The organism is Texas Phoenix palm phytoplasma (assembly GCF_005774685.2).
In the GTDB taxonomy this organism is placed as follows: domain Bacteria; phylum Bacillota_I; class Bacilli_A; order Acholeplasmatales; family Acholeplasmataceae; genus Phytoplasma.
The window spans coordinates 1-25,209 of the sequence record NZ_VBRA02000006.1; the positions used below are offsets into that span (position 1 = coordinate 1).

Below are 25,209 nucleotides of genomic sequence, written 5' to 3' on the forward strand. Positions count from 1 at the left end.
AGACCATCAAAGGTGTATTTGGCTTTAATCATTGTGCATTTTTTATTATCGTCATACCATTCATCAATTTTTTCAAATTTAGTTTCTTTTAAAATAGGGATTTCCTCTTTTAGTAATTTAATGATTTTCATTGCCGTTAAAACGAAAAATATAATCAATAAAAAAACTAATAATCCTAAAATAATAAAAAACCGTTTAATTATTTTTTTAATTTTGATCATGGTTATTAATTCCTTTATTAATTCCTTTGGAAAAATTTTTAATGATACAAACATTTTAACATATCTAATTTTTTAATTAAAATTAAAACCATCCATTTATGGTTCAAACTTATTAAAGATTTATTTTATCATCTATGTCATTACTTATTTTTATTGATGAATGGTTGGCAAGATCATTTCCAGGTTGTTTGGTTTTCTATGATTTCTTTAATTTAATTTGTCGGTATTCTGTTTTTTTGGGTGTTAATTTATTATTATGTGTTTTCCAACGTTTTTTTAGAAAAATTGATTTGATTTCCTTTCGTTTTAAAATAAAAAAAAGACCCTTGTAGAGAGTCTAATTTATGAATATATTTAATTTTATTTTATCTTCTTGGGTGTTGTTTTTTCTATTTAGGGGGTTATTTGGATGATTAGGGTTTATTTATAATTGTTTTTCTTTTGGAATAGTGTTGAAATCTAAATCTTCTAAATCTATTTTTTTTCGATTTTTGATACTTTTTTTAATGTATTCAGATTCTCGTTTAATACTTAATGAAATATGTTCTTCTATTTCTTCGACAGAAGCTTTGTGTAAAAAAGGATTGTTTTCTCTTATTTGTTGAATATTTTTTTTTGCTTTTTGTAATAATTGAAAAAATTCATCAACTTCTTTAGTAATAGGTACATTATTGGCAATTTGTTTCCCTTTATTTTTTCTTATTTTTATTTCAGAGTTATTTTTATTCATTGCCATAACTTTATTATTATTAATTATAAATAATAATCCTATAAAACTTATTAAACAAATATAAATTATGCTACTAAATTGCTTTTTTACTTTAAACATTAATAAATTCTCCTTTAATTTTTTTTATCTACCAATCATTAGATTGGCGTTTTTTATTTTCGGCTTCTTGGATTTTGTCATAGTTATGTTTATCCTTGAAGATGGATAAAGTTTTATGCACAGGGTTAAAGTGGAGATGGAAGATGTTTAGTTTTTGTTGTTGATAATAACCAACCCTGTTAAGATCATCAAAGGTGTATTTGGCTTTAATCATTGTGCATTTTTTATTATCGTCATACCATTCATCAATTTTTTCAAATTTAGTTTCTTTTAAAATAGGGATTTCCTCTTTTAGTAATTTAATGATTTTCATTGCCGTTAAAACGAAAAATCTAATCAATAAAAAAACTAATAATCCTAAAATAATAAAAAACTGTTTAATTATTTTTTTAATTTTGATCATGGTTATTAATTCCTTTGGAAAAATTTTTAATGATACAAACATTTTAACATATCTAATTTTTTAATTAAAATTAAAACCATCCATTTATGGTTCCAACTTATTAAAGATTTATTTTATCATCTATGTCATTATTTATTTTATTGATGAATGGTTGGCAAGAGCATTTCCAGGTTGTTTGGTTTTCTATGATTTCTTTAATTTAATTTGTCGGTATTCTGTTTTTTTGGGTATTAATTCATTATTACGCGTTTCCAACGTGTTTTTAGAAAATATTGATTTGATTTCCTTTCGTTTTAAAATAAAAAAAAGACCCTTGTAGAGAGTCTAATTTATGTGTATATTTAATTTTATTTTAGTTTCTTAGGTGTTTTTTTCTATTTAGGGGGTTATTTGGATGATTAGGGTTTATTTATAATTAGTTTTCTTTTGGAATATCGTTTAAATCTAAATTTAATTTTTTTGGTTTTTTGTCACTGTTTTTAATATCTAATAAAATATGTGCTGCTTCTATATCTTCGGCAGAAGCTTCTTCAAAAAGAGAATTTTTTTCTTTTATTTTATTAAATTTTTTTTTTGTTTTTTTTAATAATTGATTTAATAATTTAAATAAATGAAAAAAATCATTAACTTCTGCATCACTATCATCACTAGATTCATTATTGGAAATTTGTTTCCCTTTATCGTTTATTCTTTCATAGTTATTTTTATTCATTGCCATAACTTTATCATTATTAATTATAAATAATAATACTATAAAACTTATTAAACAAATATAAATTATGCTACTAAATTGCTTTTTTACTTTAAACATTAATAAATTCTCCTTTAATTTTTTTTATCTACCAATCATTAGATTGGCGTTTTTTATTTTCGGCTTCTTGGATTTTACCATAGTTATGTTTATCTTTGAAGATGGATAAAGTTTTATGGACAGGGTTAAAGTGGAGATGGAAGATGTTTAGTTTTTGTTGTTGATAATAACCAACCCCGTTAAGACCATCAAAGGTGTATTTGGCTTTAATCATTGTGCATTTTTTATTATCGTCATACCATTCATCAATTTTTTCAAATTTAGTTTCTTTTAAAATAGGGATTTCCTCTTTTAGTAATTTAATGATTTTCATTGCCGTTAAAACGAAAAATATAATCAATAAAAAAACTAATAATCCTAAAATAATAAAAAACCGTTTAATTATTTTTTTAATTTTGATCATGGTTATTAATTCCTTTATTAATTCCTTTGAATTCCTTTGGAAAAATTTTTAATGATACAAAAATTCTAACATATCTAACTTTTTAATCAAACTTAAAACCATCCATTTACGTTTCTAACTTATTACAGATTTAACTTTATCATCTATGTCATTACTTATTTTATTGATGAATGGTTGGCAAGAGCATTTCCAGGTTTTTTGGTTTTCTATGATTTCTTTAATTTAATTTGTCGGTATTCTGTTTTTTTGGGTGTTAATTCATTATTACGCGTTTCCAACTTTTTTTTAGTTTTATCGTGATCTTCTCGGTTCTTAGTTTTTCTCTGATAATTTCTATTTCATGACGGATTTCGTTGTTTTCTTCAATTTATCTTCTAGAAGCATTTTCTAAAGCTTTGATTGTTCATTCGAGAACTTTAATATTCAGAACTTATTGAACCTATTTATCAATTTGTTGTTCTAATTCCTCACTTAAGTGATTAATTTCTTCAGTTTGTTGGTTAATGATTTGGTTTAGCTAAGTTATTTCTTTATCTTTTTTGAGAGATAATGGTTTGATATTCCTTTTCTTATTGTTGGAATAATTTTTTTAATTGAGTGATTTTGTCTTTAAGGGTTTGTTTTTTTGTTGTGTGGATATATTTTTTGATTGGTTTATAAGTTAACTCAGGTATCTCTTCTGATAATTCACTAATATCAGCAATATCAATAGCTCCTCCTCGTAAATTCATTTCAATTAAATCTATAAAAGTTCGAGCTTTAGTTTCTTCGTCTTCATCCGTAGAAAAAGCCGATTCATAAATATCTTTAAGAGTTATCTTTTCAACCCTATTATTTTCTGTTTCTGGTTTGACTTCAGTTACTGGTTGAGTAACTGAAGAATAAACCTCTTTGACAGAAGATGTATGAGGTGATATTTTCAAAAAACAATAGGATAAAAAGAAAAATAAAATAAACAGAATAAACATTAAAAACAGAATAAAAAAAATACGAAAATATTTTTTGTTTTTCATATAAATTTCTCCTTAATATTTTCTATTTCTTTTATTCCAAAAATACCAACGCCAAAAAGATTGATATTTTCTATTTGAATCTGAGTAATTTTTTTAATAATTTATTATAAGAATTTGGCTTAAAAAATTTATTTCTATAATTATTTTTCTTATAATATGATTGAGAGTAATTATAATTATATTTTCTATAATTATTTCTGTAATAATTTGTTCTTTTTTTCTTAATAATTGTGCTAAACAATTAAAAGGAAAAGAAATTATTTTAAAGATGTTTTATACAAAAAACAAAAAATATAGATGAAACGAAAAACAAAACTTAATATATCTTTTACAAAGAAAAACACATTCAGTATAATTAAAAGGTCATAGACATTTATCTTGAAGTGGGTGTCTATGACTTTTTTATTTGGTTTTTTTATAACCACTAAGTTATAGGTATTACACTGATGTTTGTCTGTGACTTTTATCTTTTGTTTATAAAAAAAATATGAAATAAATAAAAAAATCTATATAAACTTTTAGCCTAAGTTATATAGAAAATATCGATAAAGGATGTATAAAAAATGATTTTAATTGAATTATTTAATACTATTTTTTCTTTTGTGAAAGACCAATATAAAAATCTTTTACAATTAAAAAACGTAGATTTTTCAATTCTCAAAAAAATGCTTACCAGCTTAGGAAGCTTATGTATTGTTCTCTTTGGATTTACGGAAATGATTTTTTCAAGTGTTGTGTTATATTTTAAAAAACTTTTTTAATTTTCGTGGAATAACTTTTTTAATTCACTACTTATTCCACTTTTGGTGAGTCGTGAAAACAATTTTTGGCCGCCGCCTATTTTCTTAATTTGAAAAGCTTCATAATGACTTAAATGAAGTGAGTTCATAGAAATCCCTAACTTAAGTTTTTTACTATGTGAGAAGACTTGATTTGCTTTATCTGCAAAGGAATTTTTTCTTCAACATTTTCTTTTTTCGTTTTTCAAAAAAATAAAAAATTTTTTTTTATTCTTTATTATTGTTATTGGTTATATAGTTATATTGTTATTATCAATTTTTTCAATAATAATTAATGAATATTTTTATGTATTAAAATTATTAATAAAATAATATTTTTTTGCTTTATAATTATATTAATTTGTATTAATTATTTATTTTTTTCTCTTTTATTTAAAAAAATTAAATATTAAATTAAAAAAATATTAAACAAAATATTTTTTTAATGTTTAATTTTAATGAAAGAAATTTTTTTAAATAAAAAAGAGGAAAATATGGAAAATATCAGAAATAATCATTATGAAATATATCAATTAATTAAATTGGAAAAAGAGAGACAAAAAAAATATTTAAATCTAATTGCTTCTGAAAATTTTGTTTCACCTTCTATTTTAGAAGCTCAAGGTAGTGAATTAACTAATAAGTATGCCGAAGGATATCCCCAAAATAGATATTACCAAGGATGTGAATATATAGATAAAATAGAAAAAATAGCTATTGAAAAAGCTAAAATTTTATTTAATGTTAAATATGTTAATGTTCAACCTCATTCAGGTTCGCAAGCTAATATGGCTGTTTTTCAGGCATTATTGAAACCGAATGATATTATTTTAGGAATGTCTTTAAAATCTGGTGGTCATTTAACTCATGGAACTAAAATTAGTTTTTCAGGTATTTTTTTCGAATCTTATAGTTATAATGTTGATCCTAAAACAGAAGTTATTGATTATGAAGAAGTAAGAAAGAAAGCTAAAGAATTAAAACCTAAATTAATTATCGCTGGAGCTTCTTCTTACTCTCGTATTATTGATTTTAGTATTTTTAGAGAGATAGCTGATGAAGTTGGTGCTTATTTTATGGTAGATATGGCTCATATTTCTGGATTAGTTGCTTGTGGTTTACATCCTTCTCCTTTTTTAGCTAAAGCTGATGTTGTTACTTCTACTACGCATAAAACTCTTAGAGGTCCTAGGGGAGGAATTATTTTAAGTAATAATGAAGAAATTATGAATAAAATAAATAAAAGTGTTTTTCCAGGAATTCAAGGCGGTCCCCTAATGCATGTTATAGCTGCTAAAGCTATTGCTTTTGAAGAAGCTTTAAATCCAAAATTTAAAATTTATCAAGAAAATGTAATTAAAAACTCTAAAATTTTATCTTATACTCTTAATAAATTAGGACATCGTATAATTAGTGGTATTAGCGAAAATCATTTAATAATGATAGATATTAAACATAAATTCCCTTCTCTTAATGGTAAAAAAGCTGCTGAAATTTTGTATAAGGTTAATATTACTGTTAATATGAATGCCATTCCTTTTGATAAAGAAAAAATGTTTTTAACTAGTGGAATTAGAATAGGAACTCCTGCAATGACACAAAGAGGTTTTAAAGAAAAAGAGTTTATTCAAGTTGCTCATTTTATAGATGATGCTTTAAATAATTATAAAAATGATAAAATTTTAGCAAATATTGCTAAAAAAGTAATTTTGTTAACTAAAAAGTTTTCTTAAGTTTGAAAAAATTTATAATTTTTTAATTTTCATTTTTTATTTTCAAATTTAAATGATAAAATTATTTTAGTGTAAAAATAAAAAATAAATAAAAAGGAATTATTTTATGAAAAAAAATAAAAAACAACCAGATTTTTTTGATATAGAAGTTACTTGTGTTACTTGCAATAAAAAATATCAAATCGGTACTACTGTTAAAAAAATAAAAATAGAAACTTGTTCTAATTGTCATTCTTTTTATACAGGATCTCAAGATTTTGTAACTGTAGCTGGTCAAATAGATAAGTTTTATAAACGTTATAATTCTGGTGAAAAATCTGTTGAAAAATCTGTTGAAAAATCTGTTGAAAAAAATAAAGAAAAAAAATAAAAAATATTAATAATATAATTTAAATTAGGAAGGTTTTTGTTTAATAAAAAAAATGTTTTCATCGGTAAAAAAAGGTTTTGTTGAAGTAATATGTGGACCTATGTTTGCAGGAAAAACAACAGAATTAATTAAAAGAATTGAATTTTTAAAATTATCTGGTTTTAGTTTTTTGGTTTTTAAACCTCAAATAGATAATCGTTATTCTGTTGAAAATGAATTAATAACTCATAATTTTAAAACTTTTCCTTCTCTAATTATTAAAGAAAGCTTAGAAATTTTAAATTTTGTTAATAAAAAAACAGAATATTTGGTTTTAGATGAGGCTCAGTTTTTTGATAATAAAATTGAAAAAATTTTGAATGATTTGTCTTATCAAGGAATTAATATTATTATTGGTGGTTTGGATTTGGATTTTTGTGGAAGACCTTTTGGTTCTATGCAATATTTATTATCTATATCTGATAAAGTTACTAAATTAAAGTCTTGTTGTGCTGTTTGCGGTGAAGAAGCTTCTAGAACTCAGAGAATTGTTGATGGTAAAATTCCTAAAAATAATGAAACTATTATTTTAATTGGTGGTAATAATTTTCACGAACCTCGTTGCAAAAAGTGTCATAAATTTTTTAAATTTTAAAAAAATATTTTTTTAAAGTTTAAAAAATTAATTTTTAAATATTAAAATAATATATAATGTATAGTATGAATAAAAAGCATTTTTTTTTTATGGAAGAAGCAATTAAAGAAGCTAAAAAAGCTTTTTTCAAAGGAGAAGTTCCTGTTGGTGCTATCGCTGTTTTGAATGATAATATAATCGCTAGAGCTCATAATAATACAAAAAAAAGTAAATTATTTTTTGCTCATGCTGAATTTTTAGTTTTACAAAAAATAAATCAAAAAAAAAAAAATTATAGTTTTGAAAATATTATAATTTATACTACTTTAGAACCATGTGTTATGTGTTTAGGAGCTTTAATACAAACTCGTATTAGAAAATTATATTTCGGAACATCTAATTTTAAATTAGGTTTTTTATCTAATGTTTATTTTTCTTTTTCAAATATTCCTTATTTAAGAAATATATCTGTAAAATCAGGTTTGTTATCGGATGAAAGTGAATTAATTTTAAAAAAATTTTTCTCTTTTGTTAGGGAAAAGAAAAAAAAATAATTTTTGAATATTTTTTTAAACATAATATATAATATTTTAAAACCTTTTTTCAACCATTATTCAATAAAAAAAATGAATCTGGTCAGAACTTTATTGGAGCAGCCATAAGTTTCTCTTTTATGTGAATAATGGTTGAAAAAAGGTTTTAAAAAAATATATATTTTATAAAATAAAAAAAGTAAAGTTGTAAAAATTATGAATTTTTTGTTAAAATTTTTTAAAAAAAAAAAAATAAAATTGAACTTTTTCCTTTTATTTTTGATTCTGTCGAGGAGAAACCTTTTCGTGAAGAAACTTATCTTATAAAAGATAGAGAAAAAAAAATTGAATTTTTTTATTTAGATAAAAGTAAATATTATTCTCATTTTATTGGCATGAAACAATACATTGTTTGGAGTATTAAAGATAATATATATAGAGTTTTTGTGGAAAAAAATTATTATTATGAATTTATAAAATTATATTGTAAAGAAATTAATATTTTATATATGAAATTTTTATATAAAATATTTAAAAAACGTTTTGAAATTATATTAAAAAATTTTGTTTTTATTTTTTTATTTTTTTTATTGTTTTTTGTTTTTTTAATTTTGAATTATATTTTCATTGATGATAAATATAATTATTTAATATTTTCTATTTTGTTATTTTTATTTTTGGTTTTTGGTTTTTTTTACATTATAATTAGGGGAAATAAAAAATTTCTAAATTATAAAAAAAAATTATGGGATGAATTAATTTTTAAAGTTAAAAACATTTTAGGGCAAAATGTTTTTGATGATATTGTTAAAAGACAAAACGAATTTGAACCTTTAACAAAGATTAAAGAAAAAAATAAGTAAGAAATTAATAAGCAATTAAATAAAATTTATTTTCTATTTTTTTATTTTATTTATTAATTAAAAATATAAATATAAGGATTATAAGAGGAAATAAAAAATGTTTTTTGAAAGTATTGTTATTGGTGGCGGTCATGCAGGAGTTGAAGCTGCTTGGACTTTATCTAAAAAACACAAAACTTTATTAATCACGGGTAAATTAAATAAAATTGCTTTTATGCCTTGTAATCCTTCTATTGGAGGCCCTGCTAAAGGAGTTGTCGTTAGAGAAATAGATGCTTTAGGTGGATTAATGGGTAAAGCTGCAGATTTTTCTCAAATTCAAATGAAAATGTTGAATACTTCCAAAGGTCCAGCTGTTAGAAGTTTAAGAGCTCAGATAGATAAGATTAAATATCCAAAAGTTGTTTTAAAAATGTTAAAAAAAGCTTCAAATTTAACTTTATTAGAAGGATTAGTTTACAATTTTATTATAGAAGATAATAAAGTTAAAGGAGTTAGATTAGAAAATGGAAAAATTATTTATAGTAAAACTGTTATTTTAACTACTGGAACTTATTTATCTAGTAATATATTAATAGGTGAAAAAAGAATAATTTCAGGACCTAATAATGCTCCTACTACTCATAATATTAGCTATCAATTAAAAAAAGAATTTGGTTTTGAAATTATTCGTTTAAAAACAGGTACTCCTCCTAGAATTAAAAAAGATACTATTGATTATAAAAAAACAACAATACAGTTTGGAGATTCTGTTTTTCAAACTTTTAGTTATCCTTCTGTTATTGAAAGTTTGGGAATTCAAAAACCCTGTTTTTTGTTGCATACTAACAAAGATACTCATAATTTAATAAAAGAAAACTTATATAAATCTTCTATGTATGGTGGTTATTCTCAAGGAACAGGACCTCGTTATTGTCCTTCTATTGAGGATAAAATAGTTCGTTTTTGTGATAAAGAAAAACATCAACTTTTTATAGAACCAGAAAGTTTAGAATCTGATGAAATGTATTTACAAGGTTTATCTACAAGTATGCCTGAAGAAGTTCAAAAAAAAATTTTAAAAACTATTCCTGCTTTAGAAAAAGCAGAAATCACTAAGTATGCTTATGCTATTGAATATGATGCTTTTAATCCTAATCAATTAAAATATAGTTTAGAAACAAAAAAAATTGAAAATTTATTTTTTGCTGGTCAGATTAATGGCACTAGTGGTTATGAAGAAGCTGCTTGTCAAGGATTAATGGCTGGCATAAATGCTAGTTTAAAAATGCAAAATAAAAATACTTTTGTTTTAAAGAGAAATGAAGCTTATATTGGAGTTTTAATTGATGATTTGATTAATAAAGGCGCAAAAGAACCCTATCGTTTGTTAACTTCTAGAGCAGAATTTCGTTTATTATTAAGACATGACAATTCTCATTTACGTTTATATAAATATTCTTATGAAATGGGTTTAATAGATGATGTTCTTTATCGTCAATTAGAAGAAAAAATTTATCAAATAGATTTACTGAAAAAAGAATTAAAAAAAATTATTGTTAAAAGTAATAAAAAAAATAATGAATACTTAAGAAAACATAATTCTTCTGAAATTAAAGAAAATACTAATCTTTATAAATTATTAAAAAGAACAGAATTAAATCACAATATTATAAAATTTTTCTTGGATAAAAAATATTCTTTAGAAGTTTTAGAACAAGTAGAAATTCAAATTAAATATGAGGATTATATTTTAAAGTCTTATAAAGAAGTTAAAAAGATTTCTTCTTTAGAAAATAAAAAAATACCCTCAGGTATAGATTATTTTAAAATCAATAATTTATGTATGGAAGCAAAAGAAAAATTAACAATTATTAAACCTAATAATTTAGGACAAGCATCCAGGATTTTAGGAGTTAATCCTTCTGATATTTCTATTCTTCATGTTTATTTGCAAAGTACAAAGTTATGAAAATGTTTGAACATAAAATTTTAAAAGAAAAATTCAATTTAACAAATGAACAATTAGAAAAATTTAGATTATATTATTTACATTTGAATAATTTTAATGAAAAAATAAATTTAACTTCTTTAATTTTAGAAAGAGATGTATATTTTAAACATTTTTATGATTCTTTATTGTTGACTAAAATTATTGGTTTTGATTTTCTCAAAAAGAAAAGTTTATGTGATTTAGGAACAGGAGCGGGTTTTCCTAGTATTCCTTTAAAAATTTTTTATCCTAAAATGAAAATTTTTTTAATTGAATCTTGTTTAAAAAAAATAATTTTTTTAAAATCTCTGATTAAAATTTTAAAACTTAGTGATGTTTTTCTTTTTAATGAAAGAATTGAAAAACATAAAAAAAAATATAATTTTGTTGTTGCTAGAGCTTTAGGTAATTTTGAATTAATTTTTAATTTAGCTTCTAAGGTTACTAAAAAAAAAGGTTATTTTATAACTATGAAAGGTCCTTCTTACGAAAAAGATTTAGAAAAAACAAAAAATTTTTTTTCTTTTCGATTAGAAAAAAAATTTCATTTTGAATTACCTTTGGATTTAGGTAAAAGGGTTAATTTATTGTTTCAAAAAATAAAATAAAATTTTATTATATAAATATAAAAAAAAAAAAAATGAATTTTTTTCATTTTTTTTTTATATAAAATCATTTTTATTAAAATTTTTAATTTCAATTTTATTTTCGTTTATGAAAATTAATAATTCTTTTTCTTTTTGATCAGAAAATTGTATTTTATTTATTAATTCTTTTTTATCTAAAACTGCTATTATTCCAAAATTTAAACTTAATATTTTAGCTTGTTTATCGTTTTTGATAATTGCAAAAACACAAATTGATGGATGAAATTTAGAAATATTTAAAGCATCTTCGAAACTATAAACTATAATTGCTTTCGCTGTGATGTTTAAAGCAAGTTGAACAGCGTTCAATAACAATTCTTCTTTAAAGTTTTTAGGTTTATATAAATTTGAGAAATATTTATAATTTAAAGTTTTTTCAGATTGATTATTTATTTTTTTCATATATTGAACAGATTGAATAGGATATTTTCCTGAAGCAGATTCGCCTGAAAGCATTGTTGCTGTAGTTCCTTCTTTAACAGCGTTAAAAACATCTGAAATTTCAGCTTTAGTTGGTCTTGGATTTTTTTGCATTGATTCTAACATTTGTGTCGCTACTATTACTGGTTTACCTTTTTTTAGGCATTTTTGAATTATAGTACTTTGATAAAAAGGAACTAATTCTCCATCTACTTCTATTCCTAAATCTCCTCTGGCTACCATTATTCCATCTGCTATTTCTAAAATTTCATCTAAATTATTAATTCCTGATTGATTTTCTATTTTTGCAATAATTTTTATTTGGTTTTTGTTATCTTTTAAAATATTTTTTATTTCTTGTATATCTTTTGGTGTTCTTGTGAAAGAAGAAGCAATAAAATCATAATTTTCTTTTACAGCGAATTTAATATCTTCAATGTCTTTTTTCGATAAAAAATCCATTTTCAAATTTACATTAGGTACATTTATTCCTCTACGTGAAGTAATTGAATGAGTATTTTCAGCTTTAGTTATTAGTTCTTTTTTTTCTTTGTCTTTGTCTATTACTTTAAGTGAAAGATATCCATCGTCTACAAAAACTAAGTCTCCTATTTTTAATTCTTTAAAAAAATTTTTATAATTAACTGAAAAAATTTTTTCATTTCCAATAATTTCTTTAGAAGTTATTCTAACTATTGAATTTTTTTTTATTTGAGTTAATTTTTCAAATTCATGAGTTCTTATTTCTGGTCCTTTTGTATCTAAAAGTATAGAAACATTAGTTTTTAATTCTTTATTTAACTCTTTAATAGTTTTGATTAAAAGTTTACTTTGTTCATAATTTGCATGTGAAAAATTAAATCTAGCAATATTCATTCCTGAAAGTATTAATTTTTTTAAAATTTTTTTTTCATAAGATGCAGGACCTAAAGTGCAAATAATTTTGGTTTTATTCATAAAAAAAATTATAAAAACCCCTTTTATTTATTTTATTTATTTTTTAAAAAACATAATTTTATTTTTGATTTTAAAAATTATTTTATCTATAAACATAACCAAAAGAAAAAGTTGCTAATGAGAAAACAATAGGACCAACAATTCTTGTAGCTATCATAGCAAATGGTAATAAATTTATTCTATTACTAACTGACATTACGCCAATATTACCAGTTCCTCCAATACTATGAGAACAAATTCCAGCTGTTAAAGCGGCTTCTAATGGATAAAAATTAAAAAGCTTAGCTAAAAATAATGTTGATATTATTACTGTAGAAAATGACATAATAACCATAAATAAAATATTTCTATCTAAAACACAACTCATAAGTTCTCCAAAATTTGTAGTTAAACCTAATGCTGCTAAAACAGGAGCAGTGAAGATACTAGTCATAAAATTACCAGCTTGACTTATGTGTGATTGTTCTTCTTGTGGTAAAATATCGAATAGCTTTATTAATAATAAAACAGCTATTACATAAACCATAGCATCTAATCTAAATCTCATTCCTCCTTGTTGCACAATATAGTAATTTAACATATTTCCTAAAGAGTAAAGTGTAAAAATCATTAAAAAACCAGCACCTATACTTTGAAAATTTGCCATTGAGTCTGAACCCATTCTTCCTCCTCCTGAACCACCATAGCCACTTTTGTCTAAATTTCCTCTACCACTTAATTCAGTATTATCCAAAGCAAGATTCAGAAAAGCTGCAAAAAAAATACTTAAAACTCTTGCTAATATTAAAGGAGCTATAATAGCTGTTCTTATTGATGAAGAGTCTTTTTTAAAGTAATTATGATAAAGAGAATTAGAAAAACCATTTATTCCTAAATTAGTTCCTCCATTAGTTAAAGGTATAGCTACGAAAAATATAGAATCATAAAAAGGTCCTCTAGATTTATGCCCGAAAATGCCTGGGCAACGATAATGTAAAAGATAACCCAAACAACCTGTTATTAAAAAAGATCCCAATACGGCTAATAATGTTAAAGGAATAAATCTTTTTATAGAATTTTTTAATAATGAAGTTTCTATTCCACAAATACTACCTGCAATAACTATAGTTATAAAAAATTGAGAAAAATTTATTCCAATTCCTTGTTCTGCGGTATTTGATTTATTAAAAAACATTTTATCAAAATATTCAGCAATCCAATAACTTATATAACCTTTATGAACTAAATAAGATGGTACCACTATACATAAAATAAAACCTAATCCTAAATTATTCAAAAGTGGTGTGTTTTGTCCTATAAAATTAAAAGTCATTCCTAAACACATCATTATAAAGAAAGGAGTTAATAATGGATGCCATAAATTATTTATTCCGCCTGGAATCGAGATAGAATTAGACCGTTTTTCTAATTTACTAGATATTAATCTAAGCCCCTCACACCACCGAACAAGCAAGTTTCCAAGCATTCGGCGGTTAAATAAGTTTTTTATAAAAAACTTATTTTTCCTCTTTCGCCTTGTAAAGGTTTTTAACCTTCTCCTCTGTGAGTCAGTGCACTTCTTTCTTCCAAAAGAAGCTTTGAATTTCTCACGACTACTATGATTCTGCTTTTTCCTTGCTTCCACAGGCTTTTCTGTGTTTTTTTTCAGAGAATATTTTTCTCTGAGAGAAGTTTAGGAAGATCGAAGTTACTCTAATTATCTACGCGACTCATTTAGGTATGCAGACCTTTATTTATAAAATTTATTATTTTTCAATCTATATAACAATGAAGAATAAGTTCATCCCATATAAAGGTAGGTTCAAAGTTAGGTTATATTTTTAACCCTATGATGTTTTTTTTAAAAACATTGATAATTTTGAAAATCCGAAAATTATTTCAAATAACTTTGATGAACAGTTTCAATTCATTTCTATTCAGTATTTCAATGCATATATAATTACTCCGTTTATTGCATTTAGCCTTTTTTTTATAAAGGTTATCCTTGTGAGTCATTCTTCTTGCGTAATCTTATTGGATATGAATTTCTCCTCAATCCGCTTTTATTCTTTGCTGTAACTTTTGATTCTTTCGTTTCAAAAGCCAAGAATATGAAGGAACACATTATCATTATGTTCGTGATACGTGAAATCACTAATAATTAGGCATCATTTCGCGCCCTATCGGTTGATATAAAAAATATTTATAACACATACCAAAAATATTAATACGAAAACTACTATGTCTATTCCAAATACTTTGAATCTTCCACCAAAATAATACATTAATACTATAACCTCATTTTTTTATTTTTTCTTTTTTTGAACTTTTTATATTTTTTTAATTTCATATTAATAAAAAAATATAAAAGAATAATAAAAAAATTTAAAAAATAAATAATTTTTTTTAATAATAAAATTTTTATAATATAATTAATATAAAAAATTTTAAATTTTTTTACAATTGAATAATTTTAATTAAAAGTAAAAAGTAAAATTTTTTTACTTTTTTATTAAAAATATACTAATTAATTATACTAGAATACTAAAAAAATAAAAAATAATATAATATTATTTTTTTAATTTAAGTTAATTATAATATTTTTAAACTTTTTGCTAATTTATTTAAAAATATACAATTAAATAAAGAATTAAACTATTACACTATATAATAAATGTGATAGAATAAAATGTTATAAATAATGTTAAAATATTTTAATATATTAATTTAGTATAATTAACGTTTAAATAATTTTTTAATAAAAATAAAATTTTGAATTATATTTTGTGTGAATGAAAAAAAAGAATTATTATAAAATAATTATTTTATAATAATTTTAATTTAATATAGTTAAATTTTAATATTTTAATTAGAAAATTAAATAAATTTTGTTATATTTTGAAGGAGTGTTTTGTACATAATAATTTATGAAAATAACTAAAAATTTTTTCAATAATATTGATAAATTAGCTCAAGAATATGATATGGAAAAAGAACAGATAATAAAATGTTTTGTTCAAGCTTTAATAGCTGGTTGTAAGAAACATTGTCAAGTAAAAAGTTGTTCTGTTTCTTTTAAAAAAGAAAATGATAGTTTTTTTTTGTATAAACAATATTTAGTTATTGATTTTTCAAATGAAGAAATAAAAAATAATGGAAAAAAAATTAATTTTATAAACTTAGAAGAAGCAAAAAAGATTACACCTAAAGCAGAATTAGGTCAAATAATAGATGTTGAAGTTGATCCTAAAAGTTTTAATTTTAATGCTAGCAAAGAATTTAAAAATAAATTTAATGAAGAATTGATTAAACAAAAAAGAGAAAATATTTATAATTTTTTTAAAAATTATGAAAATAATTTAATTAGCGCAAAGGTTATTGGTATTAATAAAGGTTTTTTTACTTTAGAATTAGAAAAAGAAGTACAAGTAATTTTAACTAAAAAAGAATCGCTTTCTAATGATGATTTTTATTTAGGTCAGAGAATTCAAGTTTTTGTTGTAGAAGTTAAAAATACAACTAAAATGCCTAAAATTTTAGTTAGTCGTATTCGTATTAATTTTGTTTTAGAGATTTTTAAAGAATTTATACCTGAAATAAATCAAGGAATTATTGAAATTGTAAGTATTTCTAGAATCCCTTCGGTTCGTATGAAAGTAGGTTTATTATCAAAAGATAATAAAATAGATGCTATTGGTTCTTGTATTGGAGAAAAAAATATTAGAATAAAAAGTATTATTAATGTTTTTAAAGATGAAAAAATAGATTTGTTTGCTTGGAGTTATGAAACTAAAGAATTAATAACTAATGCTTTAAAACCTGCTAAAATACAAAAGGTTGAAATTATTAATGAAAAAAATAAATTAGCTTCTGTATTTGTTAATGAACAACAAATACCTTTAGTTATAGGTAAAGAAGGTCAAAACATTAAATTAGCTTCTCAAGTAACTAAATGGAATATAAGTGTTAAAAGTATTTGATTTGGTAACTTTTTTAATTATTTTTTAAAGGAGGAAATAAAAAAATACATGATTGATAAAAATAAAGTTTATGATAATAAAAATATTACGAAAAGTTATATTTTCGATCCTAAAAATAAAGTACATTATTTATCTATTATTTTTAAAATACCTAAATTTTTTTAATTCACAAATTAATAAATTTTGGTAATAATCTAATATTAATCAAAATATTGATAATGAAATTATAGAAATTTTTGTATAAAATTATTTATCAAGAATGTAAAAAAATATAATATGAAAAATAAAAATAAAATTAATTCAAAAAATTTGAAAAACAATTTAAATTTAATAAAAAGAACTCCTATTGTTACTATTATGGGGCATGTTAATTCTGGCAAAACTACTTTGTTAGATTCTATAAGAAAAACTCGTTTAGTTGATAAGGAATTTGGTGGAATTACTCAACATATTGGAGCTTATGAAATAAAATATAAAAAAAGAAAAGTAACTTTTTTAGATACTCCAGGTCATGAAGCTTTTTGTCAAATGAGATCTAGAGGTGTTCAATTAACAGATATTTGTCTTTTGGTTATCGCAGGAGATGATGGCATTAAGCCGCAAACTATAGAATCTATAAAATATGCTCAAGAAGCTAATGTTGAAATTATTGTTGTTTTGAATAAAATAGATAAAGTAAATTATAAAAAAGATTCAATAATGACAGAATTATCTAATTTAGGATTAGTTTCTGAGGAATGGGGTGGAAAAACTATTTTTGTTGAAATTTCAGCTCTTAAAAATCAAGGAATAAATGAATTATTACAAATGATTTTTTTAGTTAGTGATATAAAGGATATAAAAACTGATTTGACCAAAAAAGCTGAAGGAGTTGTTTTAGAAGCTGGTCTTGATAAAAATAAAGGTCCTGTTGCTACTTTAATTTCTTCTCAAGGTATTTTAAAAATTGGTGATATTTTGGTAGTAGGAGAAAGTTACGGAAAAATTCGTGCATTAGAAGATGATTTGAAAAATAAATTAAAAGAAGTTTTTCCTTCTCAACCCTCTTTAGTTATCGGTTTAAAGCAAGTTCCTCAAGTTGGTGATAAATTTTTTATTGTTGAAAGTACTAAAGAAGCGCGTAAAATAGTTGAAAATAAAAAACATTTATCTAAAATTGAAAAAAATTCTAATTTTTCTTCTAATGAAAGTGAATATAATATTTTAACTTTGCAAGACGAAAATAAGGATAAATTTTTAAATATAATTTTAAAGGCTGATACTCAGGGAAGTATAGAATCAATTAAACAAACATTAGAAAAATTACATATCGGAGAAGTTAAAGTTAATTTGATTAAAACTTTGGTAGGTATGGTTACTATTAAGGATATTGATTTAGCTAAAACTTTTGATGCTTTTTTAATTAATTTTAATACTGTTATTGATAATAATTTATTAAAAATAGCTCAAAATCTTAATGTTGAAATAAAAAATTATAATATTCTTTATGAAATGATTAGGGATGTAGAAAAAAAATTAAAAGATTTAGTAAAACCTATTTTTGAAGAAAAAGTTACTGGAAAAGCGGAAATTAAAAAAATATTTAATATAAGTTCTATAGGAAGTAGTATTGCAGGATGTTATGTAAAAGATGGTATTATTTTTAATAATTCTTTAGCTAAGGTTATAAGGAACAATAAAATCATTTATAAAGGAAAAATAATTTCTTTAAAACATTTAAAAAATAATATTTCTAAAGTTACTCAAGGTCACGAATGCGGAATATTGTTAGAAAATTTTAATAATTTTATGGTTGATGATATAATAGAATCGTCTATATTAGAGAAAGTATCAATTTAAAATGAGCATGAATCTTAAAATAAAAAGAAGAGCTAGTTTAATTAACAAAATATTAGTTGAAATTGTAAATAATTTGATTAATAATGAAAAAATTGGTTATATTAGTTTAACTTATGTGAATTTATCTAATGATTTATCTTTTTGTACTGTTTTTTATACTATTTTAAACGATGAAGACGCAAATTTATCTTTAGTTGCTGAACTTTTAGAAAAAAATAAGGAAAAAATTCGTAAAAAATTAGCTGAAGAAATTAGCAATATGAAAAGAATACCTTTTTTAATTTTTGAATACGATAAATCTTTTCTTTATGGAAAAAATATTGATAAAATATTGGATAATATTAAGTAGTTTTTATTAATTTAATTTCAAATTTAATAAAAAGTAAGTCATAAAATATGTATTAAAAAAAGAAAATATTTTTACTAAATTTTCACATATTTGAATTCTTTTAAATTAAAAAAATGTTTTTTTATTGTTGTATATAATTACACCTTGATTATATTTTTAGTTTTTTAGTTAAAAAAGGAATGATATTTATTGTTCCTTTTGTGAGTTAACTAAAACTAAAAATAAATATCTATTATTTAGGATATATTGTTTTTAAATATAAAAGTTATTTTAAATTTTCTTTTTTTTTAAAGAAGTTAAATAAATGTTTAAAATTTTTTTGTTATTTAAACTTTAAAAGTTATTTTTATAAGGCTATTATTCTACATCTTTTTTTGTTACTTTTTTAAAAAAAAATAATAATTTTAAAATAGTTATTATTAAATAATGAGCATTAAAAGAGTATTTAAAAAAAAGATATTTATTAAATTTAAAAGATAAAATCTTAAATCAGAAAAATATTTTATTAAAGTAAATTAGTAAATTAAAAAAAATTATTAAAAAATAAATTTTTATTAAAAAAATTATAAAAAAATTAATAATTTTTATTTTTTTAAATTCTCTTTTTAAGGAATTATATATAAATTTGGCTCGTGAAAGATACGAAAATATTTTATTCAAATTTAAAAAAATAATGAAATTTATATTCTTAATTTAATATATTTTATATTCAAAAATTTATCTTTTTCTAAATTTTACATATTATTATTTGTTATTTTATGGTTTTTTTGAAATAGAAATAATTAAGTATAAATTTTTAATCTTTTTAAAAAGAATTTCATTTTTTAATTAAAATTTATAATTTTTCTTTTTTAAATTTAAGATAATAGTATAATAGTTCAAATTGTAATATTTAAAAATTATATGTTTCAATAATTTAAAAATTTTATTTTTTTGTTTTTTTAAAATATTTTTTACTAAAAAAGAGAAATTTTTAATAATTTATTTTTTTAATAGTTAATATTTTTGTGAATATTTTGTCATAAAGATATTTATAAATTATTTAAAATTGAATTAAAAATAAAATATTTTTTGGTTTATAAAAAATAAAGAATAAAATTTAAAATTTTTAATTATTTATATTTAATTATTTTAATTATAAAATTACAAACCATTTATTTTTTAATTTTTAATAGAATTGTTTTGATTATTAAAAATTAAATATAAAAAATTTTTTATTAATTTTTGAATTTTATTATTATAAAAAATTTACAAAATATTTTTTTATTTTAAAAAATTTTTTAATATTTGTTTGTTGAATGCAATACCTTATTACTTTTTTACATATTCATGTATAATATTTTTGTTATTCATTTTATGATAAAATTTAATATTTTAAAAAAAATTAATTCCTTTTCGAAAGAAAATGCATAAAAATTTATCTAATTAAGAAAAATAAACGAAAGAGGGGAATTGATAATAAAAAAAAGAATATTTTTTTTTGATGTTGATGAAACTTTATTTAGCAATGAGAAAGGCAAAATTTTATCTCAAACTAAAAAATTAATTTTGTCTTTATATAATAAAAAAAACATTATTTTGGGTATAGCGACAGGACGAAATTATCACAACTTAGATGTTTTAAAAGATATATTGTTTTGTTTTAAATATTTTGTTTTAGCAAATGGTTCTTTTACTATGGAAAATGATAAAATTATTGATCAAAATCCTATTCCTAAAGAATATATTATTGATATTTTAAATAAAATTAATTTATTTAAATATAAAATTGCAGTGGCAAATATAGGAAGCCATCAAGAAGCTTTATTTTATAATGGAGATACATCTAATTTACCTTTAATCCAATATTGGCAAAAAAAATTTGATTTACCTATTGATAATTTATTGCATTTAAAGAAAAAAATTTTTCTTATGAATTTATTTAGTCAAAATAATGATCAAATCAAACAATTATTAAAAGAATTTAATTGTTTTAATGTATATTTTTGGCAAAATCATGTAGATTTAACTATGAATAATATTAATAAATATTATGGAATTAAAAAAATCAAGGAAAAATATCCAGATTATGAATTAGTTTGTGTTGGAGATGGTTGTAATGATAAAGAAATGTTGGCAAAAGCTGATATTAGCGTAGTTATGGGTAATAGTGAATACGATGAAATTAAAAAAAATTCTGATTTTATAGCTCCTCATATAGAAGAAAATTGTATTTTTGATTTTTTTAAAAAAAATAATTTAATTGATTAAAATAATAAATTTATTTTTTTTTATATTTTTTTAAGAAGGAAAATTTATTATGGAAGATACAAAAACAAAACAATTACATATTTTTGTTAATAATTTTGAAAATTTAAAAGAACAAGAAAAAAATATTTTTTCTAGAATTGTAAATAAATTATTTCAAACTAATTATATCACTATTCAAAAAAATTCAGACGCTAACGATTATCGTTTTATTATATTATACAATGAACTTTTTTCTTCTTTTTTTAAGTTATCTGATTTTGAATTGGAAATTAAAAAACATGATGAAGTTATTTTTATTAAAAATATTCATAATTTTAATAAATTTAGACTTAAAAAAGAAGAAAGTTTAATTTTGTTAGTTATTAGTTTATTATTTTATAAAAAAAAAGATAAAATATCTTTAAACCAAAAAGTAGAATTTTTTTTGAATGATATTTATAAAGAACTAAATAATATTGGTTTTTTAGAAATAAAAAAATTGACAAAAGAAAGAATGAAAAATTTTTTATTGTTGTTACGAAAATATAATATTATTGATTTTCAATATAATAGCAATAATTTATCAGATAATTTAATAATTACTGTTTTTAATTCTATTATTTATTTGATTGATTTGGAAATGATTCAACAATATAAAGAATTATTAATAAAAAAGGAAAATATTAATTAAAAAATAAATATAAATGAAAAAATTAACAAAAATAAAATTAATAAATTGGCATTTATTTGTTTCTCAAACAATAGATATTAAAAACAATACATTAATTTCGGGAGAAAATGGTGTAGGAAAAACAACTTTATTAGATGCTTTGCAGTATGTTTTAATAGGAGGCAAAAGCGGAGTTAAATTTAATATAGCTGCTAATGAAAATGCAAAGCGTTCTGTTGAAAATTATATGAAAGGCAAAATAGGAGCCGAAAATAAAAAATTTTTAAGAAATAGCGATGTTATTACTCATATTTCTTTGGAATTTTATGATGAAATAAAACAAAAATTTACTATTATAGGATGCGTTTTAGAACTCCCTTATAAAGGAATTTTAAAAGAAAAATTTTATCTTTTTAATGATATTAAAATAAGTGATGAAATTTTTATTTCATGCAATAATAGACCTAATAATTTTCAACAAACTAGAAATTATTTAAGACAATTTAATCAAAGTTTTGATTTTTTTGATACTAAAAAACAGTATCAAGATAGGATTCAAAAATATTTATGCATTGATATAAATAAATATAATAAAATATTACCTAAAGCTCTATCTTTTAAGTCTCTTAATTTGCAAAATTTTGTTTTTGATTTTTTATTAGAATCCAATCCTATTAATGTTGTTAGTTTAAAAAATAATGTTCATCAATTGAAAAAAATTGAAAATCAAATACAATTAGAAAAATCCAAATTAAAAAAATTAATTAAAATTATTGATTTAGATAAAGAAGTAGGTTTATTAGAAAATCAGATTAATATTAATTTTTTAGTTGAAAAAATGATTTTTTGCGAAAAAAAACAAAATTTTTTAAATGATTTATTACAAAAAAAAAAAGAAGTTAAATTAATTATTGAAAATTGCTTACAAAAGCAAAAAAATACTGTCTTAAAAATAGAAAATTTAAATAATAAAATTTTACAATTAAAAACTTTTCAGATGCAAGATGATGCAGGAACTAGTTTATATTTTTTACAAAAAGATTTAATTCAAAAGGAAAAAAATTTAAATGATTTTGAAAATCAATTATATAAATTCCAAAATAATTTAAAAGATGAAAATAATATCTTAAAAAAATTATTTGAATTTGATAATTTTTCTTTAACTGATGAAATTAAAAAAATTATGCATTTTATAGATAAATTCTCTTTTGATAACGGAAGAGAAGAGGATTTTTTGTTTTTAAAAGATTCTATCAAAAAAATATCTTATTTTTTTTATAAAAAAATTATAGAAATGAATATTAAGCAAAATAATTTAAAAGAGGAAATAAATTCTTTACAAGATAATGTAATGAATAATCATTATCAAATAGATAATATTAAAAGTCATATAAAGAATTATCCCTTAAACTTAAATATTATGAAATTAATTTCTTTAATAAAAAATAATTTAAAAAAAATTTATAAAAAAGATATTTTTATTTATCCTTTATGCGAATTAATAGAAATTAAAGATGAATTATGGAGAAACGCTATAGAAGGTTTTTTAGGAAAAAGAAAATTTAATTTAATTATAGATCCTCTTTATTTTGATCAATCTTTAAAAATATACGAAAAATATCAATTAAAAGAAAAAATTTATGATGTTGGTTTGGTTAATGTTGAAAAAATATCTGATATTGAACCTCGTGCTAATAGTTTATTTTATAAAATAACTGCTAATGATAAAAATGCATTAAAATATGCAAAAATATTATTATCTAATGTTATATGTGAATTAGATGTTACTAAGTTAAAAAATCATTCTAATTCTATTACACCTCAATGTATGATTTATAATAATTATACCGCTAGACAGTTAAATCCAAAAACATATTCTGTTCCTTATATTGGATTTAATTATAAAGATGATTACCAAAAAAAAGTTACAGAAGAAATGGGTTTTTATCAAAATGAATTAATGAAGAAGAAAAATATTTTTCAAAAAAATGAACATTTTATTTCTCTTATTAAAAATAGTAAAATAAATATTTTATTAGATAATGATTTTTCTTCTAAATACGAAAAATTAAATATTCAAAAAAAAGAAATACAAGAAACAAAAAAAAAAATTGAACAATTAAATAAAAAAGATTTAAAAGCAATTGAAAATAATTTAAATCAATTGCAAATAATTTATTCTGAAGAAAATAATAAACTAAATAAAATTTTGTCAGAAATTGCAGAAAATAAAAATAAAGAAAAAAATTACCAATCTCAAATTGTTTCTTTAGAAAAAGAATTGGTTGTTTTGAAAGATGAATTAAATAAAAAACAAAAAGAAGAGGTTATTAATTTAGAAGCTGCTTCTGTTCAATTTAAAAATTTTTTAAATCAGTATAAACATAATTTTGAACTTATTTGTAGAAATATAAAAGGCAATATTCAAGAAATAGAAAAGCAAAAAAACAATAAAAAATTAGATATTATAATGTTGATGAAATTATATGTGAAGGAATATAATATATTTGATTGTGAACCTAATATAAATAATTTAGATTTTTTTGTTCAAGAGTATAATTTAATTAATTTTAAAAATTTAATTAATTATGAGCAAGAATCTAGAGAATTAAGAATTAAAACTGAAATTATTTTTAAAGAAGAATTTGCTAATAAATTAAAAGAAAGTATAGAAAATGCTCATCAAAAAATTAAAAATTTAAATAATATTTTGAAGGATCGACCTTTTGGTAATGATCAATATCAAATAATAATAGATGCTTCTGAAGATCCAGAATATAAAAAATATTATTCTATTTTTATGGAAGAAAATGAATTTATTCAACAAAAAAAATCTATTAGTGGAGAATTGAAAAATTATAAAGAAATTATAATAGATGAACTTTTTCAAAAAATTATTTCTTTTGATTCTGAATATGAATCAGTTATGTATGAATTTTTGGATTATCGAAATTATTTATATTACGATATCAAAATAAAAGATAGATATAATAATGTTTCTTTATTTTCTAAAATTTTTCGAGAAAAATCTGGTGGTGAAACTCAAGTCCCTTTTTATATAATTATGGCTGTTTGTTTTGAACAATTAATGGTCGAAAATACCGATAACAAAGGATGTTTAGTTTTATTTGATGAGACTTTTAATAATATGGATGAAAATAGAATAGAATCTATGATGTCATTTTTTAATGAATTAAAATTTCAATTTTTTATTGCTATTCCTCCTCAAAGAATTGTTAATATTTCTCCTTTTGTTCAAACTAATTTAATAATTATTAAAGATAATAATCATATTATTGTTGAAGATTTTACTAAAGAAATAATAAATTAGAGAAATTTTTAAATTAATTTTCTTTTTTAGGTTTATATTGTTTATAATAGAATGTGTTAAAACAATATTTACCTAATAAAAAAATTATTTTTTTAATTTATATAAAAAAAATTTTTCTTCTTTAATTGGAGTAGTACTCAAGTAGGCTTAAGAGGCGTCCCTGCTAAGGACGTAGTCCAAAAAAATGGTTCAAGGGTTCGAATCCCTTCTACTCCGCCAAAATAATAATTAAATTTTATTTTTATTAAAAAAAATACATTTTTAA

At 20.9% G+C, this 25,209-nt stretch carries 21 protein-coding genes, 1 tRNA gene, 1 other RNA gene and 1 pseudogene; 16 read left to right on the forward strand and 8 right to left on the reverse strand.

The annotated features are described in order from the left end of the window. The 6 genes and pseudogenes from FEF22_RS00610 to FEF22_RS00635 form a co-directional block, all read right to left on the reverse strand. Positions 1-221: pseudogene (locus tag FEF22_RS00610) on the reverse strand (effector); the annotation flags it as partial. 424 nt (positions 222-645) lie between these two features. Then, positions 646-1,050: an SVM family protein gene (locus FEF22_RS00615; protein ID WP_138107813.1), complete on the reverse strand. Its 405-nt coding sequence runs from the start codon at positions 1,048-1,050 to the stop codon at positions 646-648. 28 nt (positions 1,051-1,078) lie between these two features. Continuing rightward, a complete protein-coding gene (locus FEF22_RS00620) occupies positions 1,079-1,453 on the reverse strand; it encodes a hypothetical protein (protein ID WP_138107812.1) in 375 nt (124 codons plus the stop codon). A gap of 415 nt (positions 1,454-1,868) precedes the next feature. Next, positions 1,869-2,264 carry an SVM family protein gene (locus FEF22_RS00625; protein WP_138107811.1) on the reverse strand — a complete coding sequence of 132 codons (396 nt, stop codon included), beginning with the start codon at positions 2,262-2,264 and terminating at the stop codon, positions 1,869-1,871. 28 nt (positions 2,265-2,292) lie between these two features. Further along, the gene (locus FEF22_RS00630; RefSeq protein WP_138107810.1) at positions 2,293-2,667 is read right to left on the reverse strand and encodes a hypothetical protein; all 375 of its coding nucleotides are present in this window, start codon (positions 2,665-2,667) and stop codon (positions 2,293-2,295) included. A gap of 569 nt (positions 2,668-3,236) precedes the next feature. Beyond that, entirely contained in the window at positions 3,237-3,680 is a 444-nt protein-coding gene (locus FEF22_RS00635; RefSeq protein ID WP_138107809.1) for a hypothetical protein, read from the reverse strand. 563 nt (positions 3,681-4,243) lie between these two features. Between FEF22_RS00635 and FEF22_RS00640 the strand changes: the two genes are divergently transcribed. The 9 genes from FEF22_RS00640 to rsmG all read left to right on the forward strand — a co-directional run bounded on the left by FEF22_RS00640 (position 4,244) and on the right by rsmG (position 11,151). After that, positions 4,244-4,441, forward strand: a complete 198-nt coding sequence (locus tag FEF22_RS00640; protein WP_138107808.1) for a hypothetical protein — start codon at positions 4,244-4,246, stop codon at positions 4,439-4,441. A 512-nt stretch (positions 4,442-4,953) separates the two neighbouring features. Beyond that, entirely contained in the window at positions 4,954-6,192 is a 1,239-nt protein-coding gene (gene glyA, locus FEF22_RS00645; protein ID WP_138107817.1) for a serine hydroxymethyltransferase, read from the forward strand. 106 nt (positions 6,193-6,298) lie between these two features. After that, positions 6,299-6,562: a 50S ribosomal protein L31 gene (gene rpmE / locus FEF22_RS00650; RefSeq protein WP_138107807.1), complete on the forward strand. Its 264-nt coding sequence runs from the start codon at positions 6,299-6,301 to the stop codon at positions 6,560-6,562. 52 nt (positions 6,563-6,614) lie between these two features. Next, complete coding sequence (locus FEF22_RS00655; protein ID WP_138107806.1) at positions 6,615-7,196, forward strand: thymidine kinase; 582 nt, start codon at positions 6,615-6,617, stop codon at positions 7,194-7,196. Positions 7,197-7,261: 65 nt separating this feature from the next. Further along, entirely contained in the window at positions 7,262-7,729 is a 468-nt protein-coding gene (locus FEF22_RS00660) for a nucleoside deaminase (RefSeq protein WP_246833689.1), read from the forward strand. Positions 7,730-7,776: 47 nt separating this feature from the next. Then, an RNA gene (gene ffs, locus FEF22_RS00665) (signal recognition particle sRNA small type) lies at positions 7,777-7,870 on the forward strand. Between the two features lie 347 nt (positions 7,871-8,217). Continuing rightward, positions 8,218-8,571 (forward strand): hypothetical protein, encoded by a 354-nt coding sequence (locus tag FEF22_RS00670; RefSeq protein WP_210352265.1) that lies wholly within the window; start codon positions 8,218-8,220, stop codon positions 8,569-8,571. Between the two features lie 97 nt (positions 8,572-8,668). After that, positions 8,669-10,522, forward strand: a complete 1,854-nt coding sequence (gene mnmG, locus FEF22_RS00675; protein ID WP_138107803.1) for a tRNA uridine-5-carboxymethylaminomethyl(34) synthesis enzyme MnmG — start codon at positions 8,669-8,671, stop codon at positions 10,520-10,522. After that, a complete protein-coding gene (rsmG, locus tag FEF22_RS00680; RefSeq protein ID WP_246833690.1) occupies positions 10,519-11,151 on the forward strand; it encodes a 16S rRNA (guanine(527)-N(7))-methyltransferase RsmG in 633 nt (210 codons plus the stop codon). The genes mnmG and rsmG overlap by 4 nt, the downstream gene beginning before the upstream one ends. A 54-nt stretch (positions 11,152-11,205) precedes the next feature. Here rsmG and pyk read toward each other — a convergent pair whose 3' ends face one another. Together pyk and FEF22_RS00690 are read right to left on the reverse strand one after the other, a co-directional pair. Then, positions 11,206-12,567, reverse strand: a complete 1,362-nt coding sequence (gene pyk / locus FEF22_RS00685; protein WP_138107802.1) for a pyruvate kinase — start codon at positions 12,565-12,567, stop codon at positions 11,206-11,208. 82 nt (positions 12,568-12,649) lie between these two features. Further along, complete coding sequence (locus FEF22_RS00690; protein WP_210352266.1) at positions 12,650-14,032, reverse strand: 2-hydroxycarboxylate transporter family protein; 1,383 nt, start codon at positions 14,030-14,032, stop codon at positions 12,650-12,652. 1,441 nt (positions 14,033-15,473) lie between these two features. On the opposite strand from FEF22_RS00690, the gene nusA reads away from it, so the two are divergent. From nusA to FEF22_RS00725, 7 genes are all read left to right on the forward strand, one after another. Further along, positions 15,474-16,526 (forward strand): transcription termination factor NusA, encoded by a 1,053-nt coding sequence (gene nusA, locus FEF22_RS00695; RefSeq protein WP_138107800.1) that lies wholly within the window; start codon positions 15,474-15,476, stop codon positions 16,524-16,526. A 252-nt stretch (positions 16,527-16,778) separates the two neighbouring features. Beyond that, the gene (gene infB / locus FEF22_RS00700; protein ID WP_425329534.1) at positions 16,779-18,365 is read left to right on the forward strand and encodes a translation initiation factor IF-2; all 1,587 of its coding nucleotides are present in this window, start codon (positions 16,779-16,781) and stop codon (positions 18,363-18,365) included. Position 18,366: 1 nt separating this feature from the next. Further along, positions 18,367-18,714, forward strand: a complete 348-nt coding sequence (gene rbfA, locus FEF22_RS00705) for a 30S ribosome-binding factor RbfA (protein ID WP_246833691.1) — start codon at positions 18,367-18,369, stop codon at positions 18,712-18,714. 1,452 nt (positions 18,715-20,166) lie between these two features. Further along, positions 20,167-20,964: an HAD family hydrolase gene (locus FEF22_RS00710; protein ID WP_246833692.1), complete on the forward strand. Its 798-nt coding sequence runs from the start codon at positions 20,167-20,169 to the stop codon at positions 20,962-20,964. Between the two features lie 49 nt (positions 20,965-21,013). Beyond that, complete coding sequence (locus FEF22_RS00715; protein WP_138107798.1) at positions 21,014-21,634, forward strand: DUF4194 domain-containing protein; 621 nt, start codon at positions 21,014-21,016, stop codon at positions 21,632-21,634. Positions 21,635-21,647: 13 nt separating this feature from the next. Then, the gene (locus tag FEF22_RS00720) at positions 21,648-24,944 is read left to right on the forward strand and encodes an ATP-binding protein (protein ID WP_138107797.1); all 3,297 of its coding nucleotides are present in this window, start codon (positions 21,648-21,650) and stop codon (positions 24,942-24,944) included. 127 nt (positions 24,945-25,071) lie between these two features. Continuing rightward, positions 25,072-25,163, forward strand: a tRNA-Ser gene (locus FEF22_RS00725). The last annotated feature ends 46 nt before the right edge of the window (positions 25,164-25,209 follow it).

Bases quoted from the DNA above. Each gene is read 5' to 3' on its own strand.
- FEF22_RS00690 (WP_210352266.1), bottom strand. From the start codon at position 14,032: ATGCTTGGAAACTTGCTTGTTCGGTGGTGTGAGGGGCTTAGATTAATA.
- FEF22_RS00620 (WP_138107812.1), bottom strand. From the start codon at position 1,453: ATGATCAAAATTAAAAAAATAATTAAACAGTTTTTTATTATTTTAGGA.
- rbfA (WP_246833691.1), top strand. From the start codon at position 18,367: ATGAGCATGAATCTTAAAATAAAAAGAAGAGCTAGTTTAATTAACAAA.
- FEF22_RS00715 (WP_138107798.1), top strand. From the start codon at position 21,014: ATGGAAGATACAAAAACAAAACAATTACATATTTTTGTTAATAATTTT.
- FEF22_RS00630 (WP_138107810.1), bottom strand. From the start codon at position 2,667: ATGATCAAAATTAAAAAAATAATTAAACGGTTTTTTATTATTTTAGGA.
- FEF22_RS00625 (WP_138107811.1), bottom strand. From the start codon at position 2,264: ATGTTTAAAGTAAAAAAGCAATTTAGTAGCATAATTTATATTTGTTTA.
- rpmE (WP_138107807.1), top strand. From the start codon at position 6,299: ATGAAAAAAAATAAAAAACAACCAGATTTTTTTGATATAGAAGTTACT.
- rsmG (WP_246833690.1), top strand. From the start codon at position 10,519: ATGAAAATGTTTGAACATAAAATTTTAAAAGAAAAATTCAATTTAACA.
- nusA (WP_138107800.1), top strand. From the start codon at position 15,474: ATGAAAATAACTAAAAATTTTTTCAATAATATTGATAAATTAGCTCAA.
- FEF22_RS00670 (WP_210352265.1), top strand. From the start codon at position 8,218: ATGAAATTTTTATATAAAATATTTAAAAAACGTTTTGAAATTATATTA.
- pyk (WP_138107802.1), bottom strand. From the start codon at position 12,567: ATGAATAAAACCAAAATTATTTGCACTTTAGGTCCTGCATCTTATGAA.
- FEF22_RS00655 (WP_138107806.1), top strand. From the start codon at position 6,615: ATGTTTTCATCGGTAAAAAAAGGTTTTGTTGAAGTAATATGTGGACCT.
- mnmG (WP_138107803.1), top strand. From the start codon at position 8,669: ATGTTTTTTGAAAGTATTGTTATTGGTGGCGGTCATGCAGGAGTTGAA.
- FEF22_RS00720 (WP_138107797.1), top strand. From the start codon at position 21,648: ATGAAAAAATTAACAAAAATAAAATTAATAAATTGGCATTTATTTGTT.
- FEF22_RS00635 (WP_138107809.1), bottom strand. From the start codon at position 3,680: ATGAAAAACAAAAAATATTTTCGTATTTTTTTTATTCTGTTTTTAATG.
- FEF22_RS00660 (WP_246833689.1), top strand. From the start codon at position 7,262: ATGAATAAAAAGCATTTTTTTTTTATGGAAGAAGCAATTAAAGAAGCT.
- FEF22_RS00615 (WP_138107813.1), bottom strand. From the start codon at position 1,050: ATGTTTAAAGTAAAAAAGCAATTTAGTAGCATAATTTATATTTGTTTA.
- glyA (WP_138107817.1), top strand. From the start codon at position 4,954: ATGGAAAATATCAGAAATAATCATTATGAAATATATCAATTAATTAAA.
- FEF22_RS00640 (WP_138107808.1), top strand. From the start codon at position 4,244: ATGATTTTAATTGAATTATTTAATACTATTTTTTCTTTTGTGAAAGAC.